The following is a 17395-nucleotide window of genomic DNA, read 5'->3' as shown; positions in this document are numbered from 1 at the left end:
ATCGAAAGATTTTCGATTATATAAAAACTTAAAAATTGTTTTCGAGATTTTCTAATTCAATGTGACCTTTCCAGTTTGGATGTGGTTTGAATTTATATTTAATGCAGTTTGTCACATTCTTACCATCCAGGGATTTATCATTTGAAATTACTTTTGTACACTCTGACGTAAATAAACTTAACGGATACTTTTTTTCTTCCCAGCCAAATTTTATCATTCTAATTTTTTTAAAGTCAAAGCCCATCAGGGTTGAGGCAGCAGTATCAACCGCAAGGATGTTTTCACCTCCAATTAATGTTCCTATATTTTTTGGTTCGGGAGACATTGGACCATCTCCTTCGCCTGCAATAATTCCATCAACGATTGAGAAAATATTTCTTTGAGGTTCATTTTTCATCTGACCATTTGAGTCGGCGTATAAAAATATTCTTGCAAGATCCAGAGCCATTCTCCACGCTGTATCATTACCATACCAGTTGCCACCGTAAATTCTATCTTTCGTATCTGGCGGTGAGATTATTTTTTTTGATCTTAAGAAATTCAAAGTTGGTTGAGCAATTGACTTGATTAATAAAAACAATTTATCTCCGAATCGACTCCGCTTTGCAAAAAAGTGATCGCTGAAAAATCTCGTAAACTTTCTGTAAATTTTTATATCAGCTTTTTCGCTCGGCGGGAATTCATCTCCATTTTGATCAGGTGTACCAATTCTATAATGAGCCAGATAATTTTTATCTCCATTTATTCCAACAAGCAATTTAATATTAAGTGTAACTCCAACTTTTTTATGAGTTTTAAGTTTTGGGAGACAAATTACTGTATCGGCACTCAAAATTGTTTTAGAGACGCAATACTTATGAACTCCGTTGGAATGATTCATTACGGTGAATTTTCTATCGTAATCGGCACCATAAAGATTTTCAAGTCCAGGTAAATTGTGTAAATAACTGTCTTCACCCAAGTTAATGATTTCATAACCAAGTGGATCAGCATTTTCATTAATCACAAAACTATCTGATGGGAAATATCCTTTATCGTAGTCAAACTTGCAGGTAAGTTTTCTGATATCAATAAGTTTGAAATCAATTGCAGAATTTTTTCTGTAGAAATCAAAGATTGAGGATAAGTTCATTATCTGTTCAATTTTATCAAGCTCACAGTTCATCTGTGGAGCTTCTGCAATAACCAGGTTGCCTTCACCTTTCAGTGCAATTAAACAATAATCAGCGACAGCTCGAATGATAGACGGATGAGTTAAACTGGCATATATATCATAGCCACCTTCATTAAAATGCAATACAAAATTTGGTTTCAAAACAACACTGTAGCCCGGCTTAATCAAATGACCAAGTGGATTCCACTTCTCAGTTCCGAAATTTTCTTTATCATAGCCAAGAAGGTAAAATAAATTTCTCACAGCTTCGTAGGCATCACATCCTGTAAATGATTGATCAACAAATTTTCTATCGAAAGGATATTCGGGATAAAATTTATTTGGATGATAAGGAGGATTCTGTGAATAACGACAACTCTCATCATTAAATATTGCAACTAAATTTGCTCTTCTACTATCAACTATTTCTTTCATTTTATTTTCTCAATCTTAGACCAATTTTTGATTTCCAGTTTCTGATCAAGGAATCTAAGTTTACCGCTTTTCGTTCTTGGAATTGAGTTGACGATTTTAATTTCAAGATCTGTATCTTCACCTAATTTAAATTTAATGCTGTCGTAAACTCGCTTCAAATCTTTATCAGTGAATTTTTCATTTGGAAGAATTTTAAGAATTAATTTTCCCGGTGTATCCTGATAAAATTGAAACTGACGAACATTGTCAAAAGTCTCATCGTGCATATTGATCGCTGTCATTGAAATCAATCTGCCAGTTGAAGTAACAACCAACTCTTGTAATCTACCTTCAATTCTTTTGAAAAGTCTGTAATTAAATCCATCTGGACTTTTTTGATTTGTATGAGTTGCAAGATCCATAGTTCTATATCTAATAAAAGGCATTGCAAAATTATAAAAACCAGTTGCGACTATTTCACCAGTTTCGTTTTCTTCTGTTATTTCATTACCTGCTGAATCCAGCAACTCAGTCAATCCATATTGCGGAAAAACATGGAACAATCTCGAATTCTTTGACCAGGGAGCCAGCGAAACTCTCTCCGCCTGTCCATACCAGGTATGTACTTTTGTATTAAATGCTTTTTCTATTAGATCAATTTGTTCATCGTAAATATTTTCTGAACCAAGCATAATTGCTTTCAGCTTAAAGGAGAGCTGATAATTTCTTTCAATCATCAATTGAGCGAAAAGCTCAGCGGCAGAGGGATAAGCTTGAATAAAATCTGGTTTAATCTCGTTAAGTTTTTGGTAATATTTATCAAAAGTTTTCTCATTAAGATAATAGGTTGAAAACCTCCACTCTTTTTTCGATGGTTTGTAATCAAAAAGTTTATTTTCATTTCCAACAAATTCACCTCTAAGAACAACCGAAGTATCAGTCAATTTACAATTGACCCATCCCCAATGATGATCAAAGAAGGCTAAATCAATTTTTTCAAGTGATGGAGGTTGATAAAAACCAAATGGAATTGCTGTAGAGCCTCCTGTAGTCACATACATTAATTTACTTCTCGAAAATTCTCTGGAGATAAATTGATCAAGATTATCTCTAATTTCTTCTTTGGTAAGTAACGGAAATTTTTTTATGTCTTGCAGATTTACAAAATCCTTTGAGCTGACTCCAAACTCAACAAATTTTTTCTGATACCAGGGGATATTTTTTTCAGCATATTCAAGAATTTTCTTTGTTTGTTGATATTGATATTCATCTAATTTTTCTTTGTCCCAGTATTGCGACTCTTTAAGAAATTTTTTGAACTGAGAGAATTCTGGATTGTACCTCCATTCGAATGGGATAAAACTTTTAAGCCAATCGAAAGATTTTTCGAGAGATTGGAAAATGAGATTATCCCGACCGAGTTTATTTCGCAACCAGAGTTTTGAATTGTAAAGGATACTCATACAAAATGAAAAATAATAAAATTATGAATTGATTTTCATCGATAATTACTTTGGAACGATAAAAATATCATTAATCCGAATTGAAAAAGTGAATCACACAATCCTCTCCCAATCAAAAGTATTCTTCTTGAACTTAAACTCTAAACTAAATTCAATTTACTTTCAAAACTTCGATATCATTCAACAATCACAATTTCTTTTGCCTTTCCAATCCCTCGTAGATCAGGATAATACATCAAAGATGCAGCTGACGGCGGAACTAAATAAACTCCTGGAAACTGCGCATAAGTCAGATAACTGAATGTATATTCTCCACGACTGTAGTTAGTAACAAAGAAAACCGCTCGCCTGTCTCTTAATTCTTTATGATGATACCAGCCAGTAAATGAACCTTGTTCTTCAATGCTTTGCAAGTATTCAAATCCAGGCACGAGCGGATCTTCGAGCATGAAATATTCATAATCATTATTTGATTTTACTTTAATCTCAACAAAAACTCGTTCACCTACTTTAATTGTATCTTTCACCTCTGAAAGTTTTTTCTCAAACTTTTCTCCTTCTTTCACATAAGATAATTTGTAATATTTTCGTTCTACAACAAAATGCTGGTTGCTTTCAGCTGCCTCATTAACAAAATATTTTTCAATTAATGAACAGTATAACTTCCCTTTACCCGATTTAGAAATTTCCAATTTGTTCTTACCTTTTTTAAGCTGTTCTGAGCTTAAATCAATTATGATCTCATTCGAAGCAATACTTTGTTTTGTAAACTTAAATGACTTTACAACTTTATCATTTAATCTCACATCCACAGAAAAATCTGCATCAAGCTCCGATGAGCTTTTCAGATAATCAACAAGAGAAAAAATAACTGTAGCTGTCTGTTTGGTGCTCATCCAGAAATTTCCTTTCTTCTGATACATCAGCCATCGAATTCCATTTTCTATCAAATTTGACTTTTCGCCTGTAATTATTAGAGATTTTAATGCACTTGCAGTAATTTCAACTTTGTCATTTATAAATCTGGCTGCAAAGGATTCATCTCCCCAATAAACCATATTCCCTTCAATTACTGCTAACTTCAAGAGTGATTTTTTCAAATCATCAATTTCATCTTTAAACCCGTTTTCATTTGCAATCTGAATTAAATAAGATAAAACAAAAGGATCTTTCTTCAACGAAACCAACTCATTGAATTTTTCTCTGATCAAATTCTTGTCGCTGTTATTCTCATCAACAAATTTTTGAACCTCCGCAAGCGAAAACAAAATGTAAGCTCGAGTTCTTGAATCAAGCATCTTATCATCAATAAACTTTCTGAGTGCTTCCAATCCTCGATTAAACATTTCTTGATCAACACTAAAACCAGCGGACTTTGTAAGCGTTAATCCATAAACCACATAAGCTGTCATAAATGGATTTGTTTGATCATTTTCCCACCAGCCCCAGCCACCATCTTTGTGCTGAAAATCTTTTAGTCTCTTTAAGCCTGATTTGACTACTTCAGGAAGAATTTCAAATGTTTTTGATTGAACATTGATACCCAATTCGTTGATAAGATTGGCAACAATAATCGAAGGCAAAAATCTACTCATAGTCTGCTCAACACATCCATAAGGATAACCGACAAGGTCATCTAAGGAATTCAAAATGTTTCCAATTAAAGTGGGGCTTAACTTCAAAATCACTTTCTGTTTGGGTTGAGCATTGTTTATTTCAAATTCTTTCACGAATGAATCTTTGCGTTTATCCAGACTAAAATTTTTTGCAATAACAATCGGAATTCCTTGTGGTTCAACAGGAACACTTATTTCAACACCGTCTGACTCAACAATTTGTTCACTTGTTTTCAATACCAGAGCTTTCGCAGTAATTTTCAAAGTATCAACATTTTCACCTACTCGAATCCGCCAGATTGTTTTTAAAACTTCATCTGGTTTAATTATCTCTTCCCTTGTAAATGGATTAATTATTCTTTGATGCATTCGCTCGTTAAAGTCGTTAATAATCTCACCATTCTTTAAATCGAGCTGAACTCTAACCAATTGCTCTGTATCTGAATAATTATGGATAAGAACTGGCAGAGAGATTTCATCTTTTTCACCGATATATCTTGGAACTTCAACTCTGATTAGAAGATTTTTCTTAACAAGCACATTGAAAAAATTTTCTCCTGATTTTGAATCATAAGTTATTGCTTTAATTGTGTTTCTCCACGAAGTCAGATTATCTGGAAATTTTACTTCAAAATTTGCTTCTCCATTTTCATCAGTTGTAAGAGCTGGATTCCAGAATATTGCGTCTTTGAAATCTTTGCGAATAACTGGTTCTGAAAATTCTTTCAAAGCAGAACCTTGAAGGCGATCCATTTCACTTTCGGGAGAAACTGCATCGAGTGATTGTTTGTAAAGGACATTTACACCTCGCAGGATATAATCTTTATCAACAATGGATGGAACTGAAATTTCTATCGGGAAGAGTCTTATTACTCCAAGATCTCTGATGCTTCTTTCTTTCAAATCATTAATTCGAATTACTTTGTTTTCAAACATATTTGAACTGATTAGAAGTAAATAATTCCCCGATGAAAGTGATGTAAAAATAAATCTGCCATTTTCGTCTGTACTTAGCTTTAATTGCTTATTATCTTTTATCAAAATCAGTTCAATTTTTTGAATAGGTTCATTAGTGCTTGCATTGATTAATCTACCAGTAATTTTGGATCTTCCTTTTTTTGAAAAAAAGAAAAACTCAGGCTGTTTCAAAAGCCCTTGTTCTCTGGTTTGTTCATAAAAATAATCCGAATAGATTTCCATTGATGAAGTATAAATCTTATAAATAGATGACTGATTGAAGAAATCGAAAATATTTTCTGATAGTTCTGGTCTTATTGAAAAAATACTTTCGTCAATTATAGATGCTGAAAGTTCAGCGTCCTTTACTGGTTTGCCAGTGTGATCTTTAACTTTAATTTTAATCTTTCCTTTTTCTCCAGGTTTATAAGAATTTTTATCAGAATAAATTTCTACACTCAGCCTCTTTTCATTTTTTAATATTCCAATCTTTTTTAATGAACTATAAAATTGATTATCATAATAAAATCCCGCTGATATATGAGTGATCGATGGTAGCTTTGTTTTGAACTTAACCACTATGGATGAACCATTAAGTTTTATTACTCTTTTATCATAAATTTTTGATTGCTCAAGAGTAAGCAGCAAATTGATATTTTTAACTGGTGATATTATTAAAAACTCAAGTTCTTCATTTTCATCGTAAATGTCTTTGGATGGAATAATCTGTAATCCTTCACGCAATCCAGACACATCGAAATTTTTATCTCCCACATAAAAATTTCCTCTCGCTGTTACAGTTTTATTTTCATCTTCAACAATTACTAAATAGGAATATCTTCCACTCTCCTTAACTCTATACTGAACATAAGCAATTCCATCAGACTGAGTTTTTCCAGTTAATGTATCTACATCTTCATAGTAATCTATAAAGTTATAATTATGAATTTTTTGAATGATGACTTTGAATTCTTTGCTGACAGGTTTGAATGAAAAATCAGTTGTTATGATTTTTAGAATCGCATTTGCATTTGTTGGATAGAAATATCTATCGGGATTTGTGGTGACTGAGACTTTATATTTTGTCACATAAAACTTTTCTGTCCCCATCACCTCTCGGTTCGATTCGTCTTTCACATAAGCCACAACTTTGTATTCAAAATTTGTTAGTAATTCCTTCTCAATAACAAAAATATAATCAAGCTCTCCATTAGAAATTTTACCTTCTGTTTCTATGATTAATTCAGGCTGATAATAAGGGATGATATCAACAAAACATCCACGATAAAATTTTGCATAAGGTTCAAATTCCCACCAGTGTCTGATAAGTGGACTTCGATAAATTAAAAGTTTGGCTTTCCCTTCTGAAAGTTTTTCACCGAAAAAATATTCAGCGGTAACTTTAATTTTAACCGAGTCGTTTTCGGAATAATTTCCTTTGTTTGTCTGCACAGAGACCTTGTATTCAGGTTTCTTGTATTCTTCAACAAAGAACGAGGATGCATAACTGAAATTCTCAATAATTACTGAAATCGTATAATTACCAAGCTGGGCATCATCGGGAATTTCAAATAAGCCGTTTATTGTCCCATTTCGATTTGTTGTGAAGATTGAATCAAACAATGGGGAATTATCTGGCATTAATACTTTTACTTGAACATGAAGATTTTGTGGTGTGGTTAATTCGTCTTTGTCCCTTAAACGAACAATTGATTTGAAGAAAACTTTTTGTTGTGGTCTGTAGACTGGCTGATTTGTATAAGTGTAAACTAAATATTTATCATACTCATCAGTTGGTGAGAATACTGGTCCCTGGATAAGTATCGTAGTGTCGTTTTCTGTTAATGCAATGAAAAATTTTCTGTCTTCAGGTCTGTTGCCAATTTTTTGATAAACAATTCCATTTTCATCTGTTCTTAATGAATATATTTTTTTGTCAAGTGAGATTAAGTTCAGTTTCAAGTTCGGTATTGGTTCGGAAGTTTTTCGATTGGAAACATAAATCAAAATTTCGTCAATGCTTCTTTTTGAGATTAACCCAATTTCTGAACAGGCGAAGAAAGAATAACCAGTTGTCTTATAATTTATTGCTCTTATAATATAGTTTCCTCGGCTATTAATCTTTCCGAGATTAAATCTTTGGTTGAACCAGATATTATTAGTCTCCACCATTTTTTCTGATGAACTAACCAATTCAACTAAAGAGCTGATTTTATTAAAGGCTTCATCTGTAAAATTCAACAAATCAATAGTGGAAGAAATAAATTTTAGTGGGTCTTTAATTCTATAAATTTCAAATGTGATCATACGAGAGACTAAATTGTACCCACTGACTTGTACCTGAACTTCCTCATCGGGGAGAATATTTTTATTTGTATAAATGTAAAAACTCGACTGACTGAAAATTGTTTGAATGAAGATGAAAAAGAGAGGAATAATTTTTTTTATCATTTTGAGTTCTCGTTTTTTGGTTATTACTTGCGAGTGGGGATTAAGTTGCCGTTCTAAATTGATCATATAGATTTTTTTGAATTTTCAAATCAAATTTTATTTACAATAATTTTTGAGAAGCAAGTTTAATGTTAGAAATTCAATATAAATTAAAGAATGATTAAAAATCTTGAAACTATTGTATTAGTTATCTTTTCATTAAATGCCAGAGGAGTTCAATAAGATTAACCCCTAATTAAATTGAGATAAGCAGCAAGTGCAAAAAATAATAAAGAACCCCGTAGGGGTTCAATATGATTAGCCCCCAATTGTATTGGGTGAAAAACGAAGGTAAAAAAAATAAAGAAGCCCACAGGGGTTCAATTATAAAATAGAATTCATTCTACAAAAAATATCTCCTTCAAAATCTATTAATCACATTCAACCCCTTCTGGGATGAAAATTTCTTTTGTTTATCTTAATTCCGAATACAATTCGTGGATATTCAAATTTAATCACTGCGGGATCAAGGAATGTTTTTAAAACTTTAATTCAGACACTATTAAATCTTAAACTTTAAAATTATCATCATTCCATATTCTAAAAAATAAATTGCGACCTTGCGGATAAAAAACTATCTCACAAGGCCGCAAAAAATTAAATGGTCTAAATCAAAATATCACTTTTTGATGGGCCAATCAGGAATTTCGGGTAGTTTTGCTGGCTTCTTTTTCATCTCTTCTTTAATTATTTCAAGAGCCTTTTCGAGTTGCTGATCTCTGCCCTCAAATTCAAGAGCTGGATCATTATCAACAACAATATCTGGCTCCATTCCAACACCTTCAAGAATCCATTCACCTTCAACGCTGAAATTTGCAAACTCTGGACGATTTAGATATCCGCCATCAACAAAAGGAAGGGTTCCTCTTATTCCAACTACACCACCCCAGCTTCTCTTACCAATCACTTTTCCGAGATTGTTTTTCTTGAATTGATATGGAAAAATATCACCATCAGATGCGGAAAATTCATTTACAAGACAAACCATCGGGCCTAAAAACACAGCTGAGGGATATGTGGTAACAACTTTCGAGTTTCTTGCAATTCCCGCCATTGTCATTACTCTTCTTAATCTCTCAATAATCATTTGAGAAACAAACCCACCACCATTATAACGAACATCAACAATCAATCCTTCTTTGCGAATTTGTGGATAAAAATATTTTACAAATTCATTCAACCCATCAATCCCCATATTTGGAATGTGAACATATCCAACTTTTCCATTAGTCGCTTCTTCCACTTTCTTTCGATTGTTCTCAACCCAGTTGAAATATCTCAATCCACTTTCTGTTGAAATCGTCTTTACGATAAATTCTTTTGATCCTTCGTCAACTGGTTTTGAATTGACTTTTATTTTCACCTGCTTATTTGCTTTGTTAACCAGAAGTTCATAAGGATTTTTTACTCCTTTCAAAGAGACTCCATCAATCTCTAATAAATAATCACCCTCTTTCACATCAATTCCAACTTCAGTGAGAGGCGAGCGAGTCGATTCATCCCAGTTTCTTCCCGGCAAAATTTTATCGATTATATAATATCCGCTCTTCTGATCTAATTTCAACTCAGCTCCAAGAAGTCCCACAGGAATAGATTCAATTTTCGGTAAATCTCCACCGCCAACATAGGCATGACCTGCATTTAATTCACCGATCATTTCTCCAATCAAGTAAGTTAAATCAGAGCGGTGAGCAACATACGGCAAAAGTTCTTCATAATTCTTTTTTACTTTTTCCCAATCAACGCCGTGCATATTAGGTGCGTAGAAGAAATCTCTCATCTGTCGCCAGCTTTCGTAAAAAATTTGTCTCCACTCATCACGACGATTTAATGTCATCGTCATATCGTTAAGATTAAGTTTACCTTCACCAATTTTTAGATTTGTTGATAAATCAGTAATGTAATAATCGTTGCCGAGTTTGTATAGAATTTTTTTCCCATTAGATGAAATTTCAAATCCATCTATCTGACCAATTTCTACTTCTTTCTTCTTCTTAAAGTCGAATGCTTTAAGAATTGATTTGTTACCTGAAGATTTCAAATAATAAAGCACGCCGCTTACAGATCTTAAAGAGCGATAATTACCTGCATCAACTGGCAGCTCAAATATTCTTTCTGAAATTCGTTCAAGATCAATTACTAAATCTTTTGTTTTGTTTTCGTCTTTTTTCTGATCCTGCTTTTCCGATGATTTTGTTTCAGCTGAATTATCTACAGATACTTCATCATCTTCATAAAGGAAAGGTGATTTTTCTTTATCGCTTAATGTTATTCCGTAAATTTTGGTCATATCTGTGTAAACAAAACTTCTTTCAAACGCACCAAGTGTCGGATTGAAATTTCTATCCGATAAGAAGAAAATATACTTGCCATCTACATCGAAAACAGGTGAATATGAATTGAAGAATTCACTCGTGATTTTTGTTGATTTGTCAGATTGTAAAGAATAAATATAAATTGTTGAGAACCCGCTTTCTTCAAGAGTAGTAAATGCAATCCATTTACCATCAGGTGACCAATCGTAATCTCTAATTTCCCATCGATTTGATTGGAAAACTTGTTTGGTTTTCTTTGTTTCGATATCAACATAATACAATCTCATCTTTTTATCAGAACACAAAAGTTTTTTAGAATCAGGTGACCATTTCAATTCAAAGCGATAAGTATCTGCATCTTTTGTTAATTGAATTTGTTCACCTTTGCCATCTTGAGATAAAATATAAATTTCTGTCTCCCCTGTTTTATCACTGATAAATGCGATGTATTTTCCATTGGGCGACCAGACAGCATTTCGCTCGTGAATACCTGATGAGTTTGTCAGATTTTTAGTAATGCCTTTTTCTGCCGGAACAGTGAAAATTTCACCTCTTGCAGTAAACAAAGCTCGTTTGCCATCGGGAGAAATTTCATATTGAGTAATGAAATTCTTCACATTCAAAATTTTTGATCTTGCTGTATTAAAATCATCCTGAATATAAATTGTAACTTTCTGATATTTATCTGTTTCACAATCGAGTAAGTAAATATATCCGCCATTTTCAAAAGTAATTTCACCTTTGCCGAGCGAAGGAAATTTTACATCAAACTTATCGAAGTTTGTAATTTTCCTGGTTTCTTTTGTCTTGGTGTTGTAAACATAAATATTCATTCTACCATCTCGATCAGATAGATAATAAATTTTATCTTTATACCACATTGGTATTATATCCTGCGCATCGTTCGATGTAATTGCTTCTGTCTTTTTAGTCTTGAAATCATAAATCCATATTTCGTCTGCCTGACCTCCGCGGTATCTTTTCCAGGTTCGATATTCTCTGAAAACTCTGTTATAAGCGAGTTTTTGTCCATCAGGAGAAAATGAAGCAAAACCACCTCTCGGAAGTGGAAGTTTTTCTGGCATTCCACCATCTTTTGAAATAAGATAAAGATGTCCAATCCAGGCATTAAAACTTTCGTGTCGTGATCTGAAAAGAATTCTATTTCCATCGGGATGCCAACCCATAACAATTTTATCAGGACCCATTCTTTCTGGAAGATTTGGAATATCAGAAGTGTAAGTTAATCGTACAGGTTCACCGCCATCTAAGTTCATCAAATAGACTTCTCTATTTCCATCATATTCACCAGAAAATGCAATAAATTTTCCATCTGGAGAAAATCTGGGAAACATTTCATAGCCTTCAAACGAGGTTATCTTTCTTGCAACTCCACCCGATTTTTCGACAAGATATAGATCGCCTGCATAAACAAAGACAATTTTATCTGCAGAAGAATTTGGATAACGGAGAAGACGAGCCTCGTTTGAAAATAAATTTGAAATTGAAATGAGCAGGAAAAGTATGAACAACTTTTTCATTTCTCTACCTCTTTTTTTGTTAGACTTTGTAAAACAAAGTTACAAGATTTTTATTGAAGATAGATGCAGAATAAAATGTCAGATAATTAAGTCCAAAGATTAAAAAAAATATTGGAAGGGGTTTAGTTAAGGTTTGATAGAAACGAGAAGAAACGAGAGTTTATTTTGAAGATTTAATGAAGTTGTGAGAGTTTAAGCTGAAATAAAAAAATCATTTCATTTTTTGATCGAGAAAATAATTCTAAAATTTGATTGGTTCGTCTAATTATTTTAAGAACATCCTATTTTTTATAGAAATTCAACAACAGATAATTAACCACGAAGTGGTTAAATTATTATAGAGTGAAATTCACACAAGCAAAAAAAATTAAAACTCCGAAGGAGTGACATTTTAAGAACAGTGATAAAAATAAATCAATCAAATATTTGAATTGATTCTTTGTTTTATTATAATTTCATCTCTTCAGGATTTTGTTTTTTTGTGGACGCTTGTTTTTTTCTATAATAATTTCATCCATTTTGGATTTGATTTTTTTATGTGCGGCACTTAATTCTTTCTACAAATAGGTCGTCGCTATGCGACTTTTATTTTGGGCTCTTCGCAATTTTCCTACTACAAATAGGTCGTTGCTACGCAACTCTAATTTTGAGTTGTTCAATATTTTTTCTCCAATTAGTTCATTGATTTGGGATTTCTTTCAAAAAATCTTTTTATAATTTTTAGACGATTTCTATTAAAATGTCTGTAGGTAATTTTATTGTTTTTATTGAACTTAGAAAAGCTTCATAGAAGCGACCTATTTGTAGAAAAGACAAGAAATAAGAAAATACCAAAGCTCCATCGGAGCGACCTATTTGCAAAACTAACCACGAAGTGGTGAAATTATTATAGAATGAAAATTACACAAACCCAAAAATTAAAACTCCGAAGGAGTGACATTTTAATTTCAATCACCAAATACCATTGATCAGAAATTTTGTTCTTTTATTGTGTTAGTCATAATGTCATCCCTTCGGGATTTTATTTTTCTTGTGTCTGCGATTTTATCTATAATAATGTCATCCCTTCAGGATTTGTAATTCCTTATCCCCTCAATTTTTCCTAAAATAATTCCATCCATTCTGAATTAGATTTTCAATTCATGGAAATTAAATCAATCTCTTTTGGGGGATAATTTTCTCAACTCCGAAGGAGTTGAATTTGATTAGCCCCGAGTTGCACTCGGGGACTATCGTCAAAAGAAAATTCCAACCCTGAAGGGGTTGAATGTGGGTTTCAAAATTTTTTTAATGTCTTATTGGAAATGGAATTTTTTAGATCAAAAAAATTTTCTTGTAATTGAACCCCTTTGGGGTTCTGTGGGTTTTTGTTCTCATATACCCCCAATGCGATTGGGGGCTATTCACATTAAACCCCTTCGGGGGTTTTTATATTTTTTATTTTTTTATGTGTAATTGTTTTTTCTATAATAATTTCATCCATTCTGGATTTGATTTTTTATTCGGTATATAATTCGTTGTACAAATAGGTCGTCGCTACGTGACTTTTATTTTTGGTTGTCCAACATTTTTCCTACAAATAGGTCGTTGCTACGCAACTTTAATTTTGGGGTTGTCAAACATTTTTTCTTTTATCGCTGGTGGGTAAAATGTTAGAAAATTGATTTAAAACAAAAAAGCCAGCCAAATCAGGCTGGCTTTTAAGTCTCAGTTATTTCAAATAAATCATCTTCTTTATCGCTGTAAATTCTCCCGCTTTCATTTGATAAAAATATATTCCACTGCTCAAACCCAAATTCCCAGCATCAAGTTTTACTTCGTATAATCCTGTATCTTTAAACTCATTAACAAGAGTTGCAACTTCTCGTCCCATCATATCAAAAAGTTTTATTTGCACAAAACTTCTTTCTTTAATAGAATACTTTATTCGTGTCTCGGGATTAAATGGATTTGGAAAGTTTTGATAAAGCTCATAATCATAAACAACCGTCTCATCTTCATCTATACCTGTAATTATTTGACTCCATTTTTGTTTTGCATAAGATAAATTACTCTGCAAGTGTGAGAGGTTATTACCTGCCAGAACCGCAAATGCAACATTCAAAGTATCGTTTGGATTAATTGTGTAAGGTCCGCCAGAAGCTACAAAAGAGACATCACCAGCACCAGCCTGTGTTTTAGATACACCTCCGCTGATTGCTTGCCACTTTTCATCATCAGTAAATCCATCATAAATTCCCCAGCCACCATCACCACCTGCATTCAGAATAGCTCTAAAATGGTAATTGTTGTGAGATAATAAAGCCGAGCCAACATAATAAGGTGTTGTTCCAGGTTGATTGTAAACATAACCCATCTTATTCACAGCATCCCACATTGCAACATCATCAAGACCGCTGTTATTAATTAAATCCCAGTCAAAAAATAATCCTGCATAGAAATTAGTTATCTGTGTCGAAGTTGTGTTTATAAATTTGTAATGAAGGATAACAAAATCGGTATAGGGATTACTTGAATACTCATAAGAATTCAAGATAACCTTCACACCAATTTTATTTGCTCCAGCTCCATCATCATTAAAAATTGAGAGAGATTGCAAATCTGAAATTGTACCAGGGAAAAAACTTTTTATTGGACTGATAATTGTAAAATCCTGATTTTGAGCGTTGCCAGTTTGATTTCTTGCAACATCAGAAATTTTTGTTGAGCTTGTTCCAATAATTAATGCACCTTCAAATAAAAGATTGCTGCTTGATTTGTATTTAAATCCCTGCCCCTGACTGTTTGTTGGATAATCGTTGAAAGCCAGATTACCTTTGCTTCCAATTGTAATTGATACTGAACCATTGTTCAAAACTGTATAACTTGGATTTGCGATAAAATTGATGATCTGCCAATCAGAATAAGTTCCATCTGAGAAATTTAAGAGCAATCTAACATTCAAATCATAACCTATAGAACTTGAAGCTTGAATTTTAAATGGTGCAGTGTAATTATTAAAAACTTCTCCAGACGATTTCGTTCCTGCGTTAAAGTTTCCATTAATAACTGAAATTCCTGATGTTAAGGAAGTTAAGGTGATATTTAAATTATTAGTTGAATTCAAAATATTTTTGAAAACAATTTTTATTTCAGCCTGTTCGTTTGCTTCGAGGATTTCATTTCCATTGCCCAGCGGCGCATTATCGCTCAATTGATATGAAAGCATTCTAACAGATGTGTTTATTGAATCTTGCAAAGCTCTCCAGGCGTTAACTCTACCTTTGCCAAGCATATAACGATAAGTCGTATTTACACTGTAATTATCATCACAACCAACGCGAATTTTTTCAGCAGCCTGTTCAGGAGTAAGAAAAGGATATTTTGCTCTGACCAGACCAGCGATTCCTGCTACAAGAGGAGAAGCCATTGAAGTGCCTGTTAATTGAGCATAAGAGCTTGAACCCCATGTATTGTAAAGTGCTGTTCCTGGTGCACTTACATCAACCGAATATCCATAATTAGAGTAGCTCGCTTTTCGATCATCTGAATTAACAGCTGCGACAGAAAGAACATTTTTATAGCTCGCTGGATAAAAATCTGATGAAGAATTACTATTACCTGCAGCTGCAACGATTAAAGCTCCTTTTGTCGTTGCATAATTAATTACATCTTGAGCAAATTGTGAAAATCCGCCTCCACCCCAACTGCAATTAATAACCTTCGCACCATTATCAGCAGCGTAAACAATTCCCTCATAACCATACCAGATATAAGGTGAATTGGAACCAGGATCTTTCTGGTCATCACGAGCAGTTTTAACAGCCATAATTTTACACTTAAATCCCATTCCAGCGACACCAATTCCATTATCAGTTGAAGCTGAAGCAATGCCTGCCACATGAGTTCCATGATAAGGTGCATCTTCCTGTGGGTCGTTATCGGGCGTTCCGTTAAGTCCGCCAAAATCCCAGCCTCGAATGTCATCAACATAACCATTGTTATCATCATCAATTCCGTTGTAAGGAATTTCATTTTTATTTATCCAGATATTTGAGTTTAAGTCAGGATGCATCCAGTAAACACCTGTATCAATAATTCCAATTACAACCGATGAATCGCCTTTTGAAACATCCCATGCCTGCTGGGCTTTCACTTGATTAAGATAAGATTGAGACAAAAGCGATGGATCATTTGGTGTATAATCAACACGATAAATGTATCTTGGCTCCGCGTATTCAATTCCATCTAAATTGCTGATCTTCTTTGCGATTAAAAGAGGATCTGCATTGCCGTCGTATTTAATCGAATAAATTCTATCTAATCCTGTCTGTGCTTTGAAGAATTTATTTTTTGAATCATTAAAGATTGGATCAATTGATTTGATAGAGATTTGATCAAAAATTTTCAATAATGATGAAATTAATTGAACTCGATTTATCTCATTATCAAAATCACTCTGAAATTTTATAATAATTTCATTTGAACTATAAATTAAGTCACCATTAGTAATGACTTTTAATTGATTACTATCTGAGGGCTTAAAACCTGCAAAGGTGATGAATATTAAAACTAGTAATATTAATCTTAACTTCATTTGAGTCTCCTTTTTTAATTAAAAATTAAAAGTAGAACCCGAGCTGAGCTCCAAGTCTTATCGAAAAACCATTGAAATTCATCTTTGGAACATTAACAAGTTTAAGCTCATCATCTTTTGACCATTCATCATTTAATATTAAATTATAATCTCCAGAGACAAAGAATTTCAAAAAATTTCCGTAGATATACTCAAAGTTTAATGATGGTTGCAATGAGAAGAAAGAATAAGTTAATTTCTTTGTGATATTGTTTTCCGCAAGAGACAACTGCAATGTTTCATCCCAGCTATTGTAATCAGAATTCCTGTCTGAAATGTAAAGGTCGAGAGATCCGCCTCCAATTCCCAGATCAATGTTCACAGAAAATTTCTTCTGATGATAAATTTCATAACCGATTGTTCCAAATCCAAGTCCATAATCGATTTTTGTTTTGGTATTGTAAGTATTGTTATAAAGTGTTCGGTGAGAATTTTTTTCTGCCGAGCCGCCAATACCGTATCCGCCAATTCTAATCCCGCCAATGACTAAATTTCCACCGCCGCCAAAACCAAAAATTGGTTTATCAAATTCTGGCAAATCGAATTTTTTGAGTTCGTTATTTAAATTCTGGAGTGAAGGACTAAGAATGCCAAAATTAACACCGCCTCCAATTCCCATTCTCCTCAAAAGTCCCCACTGTGCTTGAATGGATTGAGTGAATATCAATATAAAAAGGCTTAGAAGAAGCATCTTTTTCATTATCCAACTCCAATTGGTGATAATTGTTTTTTAATATTCATCAAAATAGATGATAAATTCAATAGAGGATGTATTTCACCACAAGAATAGTAAAAGATTATTAAAAGGTTATGGACAAAAGGATTGGTTTT

At 33.0% G+C, this 17395-nt stretch carries 6 protein-coding genes; all 6 read right to left on the bottom strand.

Annotated features, from left to right (window positions below):
* Positions 1-28 precede the first annotated feature (28 nt).
* Complete coding sequence (locus HPY57_06220) at positions 29-1588, bottom strand: DUF362 domain-containing protein (protein NPV11372.1); 1560 nt, start codon at positions 1586-1588, stop codon at positions 29-31.
* Positions 1585-3030 (bottom strand): phenylacetate--CoA ligase family protein, encoded by a 1446-nt coding sequence (locus HPY57_06215; GenBank protein NPV11371.1) that lies wholly within the window; start codon positions 3028-3030, stop codon positions 1585-1587. The genes HPY57_06220 and HPY57_06215 overlap by 4 nt, the downstream gene beginning before the upstream one ends.
* A gap of 176 nt (positions 3031-3206) precedes the next feature.
* Positions 3207-8054 (bottom strand): hypothetical protein, encoded by a 4848-nt coding sequence (locus tag HPY57_06210; protein ID NPV11370.1) that lies wholly within the window; start codon positions 8052-8054, stop codon positions 3207-3209.
* Positions 8055-8712: 658 nt separating this feature from the next.
* Positions 8713-11949 carry a protease gene (locus tag HPY57_06205; GenBank protein NPV11369.1) on the bottom strand — a complete coding sequence of 1079 codons (3237 nt, stop codon included), beginning with the start codon at positions 11947-11949 and terminating at the stop codon, positions 8713-8715.
* Between the two features lie 1711 nt (positions 11950-13660).
* On the bottom strand, positions 13661-16525 hold the full coding sequence (locus HPY57_06200; GenBank protein NPV11368.1) for a S8 family serine peptidase: 2865 nt from the start codon (positions 16523-16525) through the stop codon (positions 13661-13663).
* 25 nt (positions 16526-16550) lie between these two features.
* Positions 16551-17264: a hypothetical protein gene (locus HPY57_06195; GenBank protein ID NPV11367.1), complete on the bottom strand. Its 714-nt coding sequence runs from the start codon at positions 17262-17264 to the stop codon at positions 16551-16553.
* Positions 17265-17395: the final 131 nt, after the last annotated feature.

Source organism: Ignavibacteria bacterium, from assembly GCA_013177855.1.
In the GTDB taxonomy this organism is placed as follows: Bacteria; Bacteroidota; Ignavibacteria; order Ch128b; family Ch128b; genus Ch128b.
This window is presented reverse-complemented; position numbering and strand designations above follow the sequence as displayed.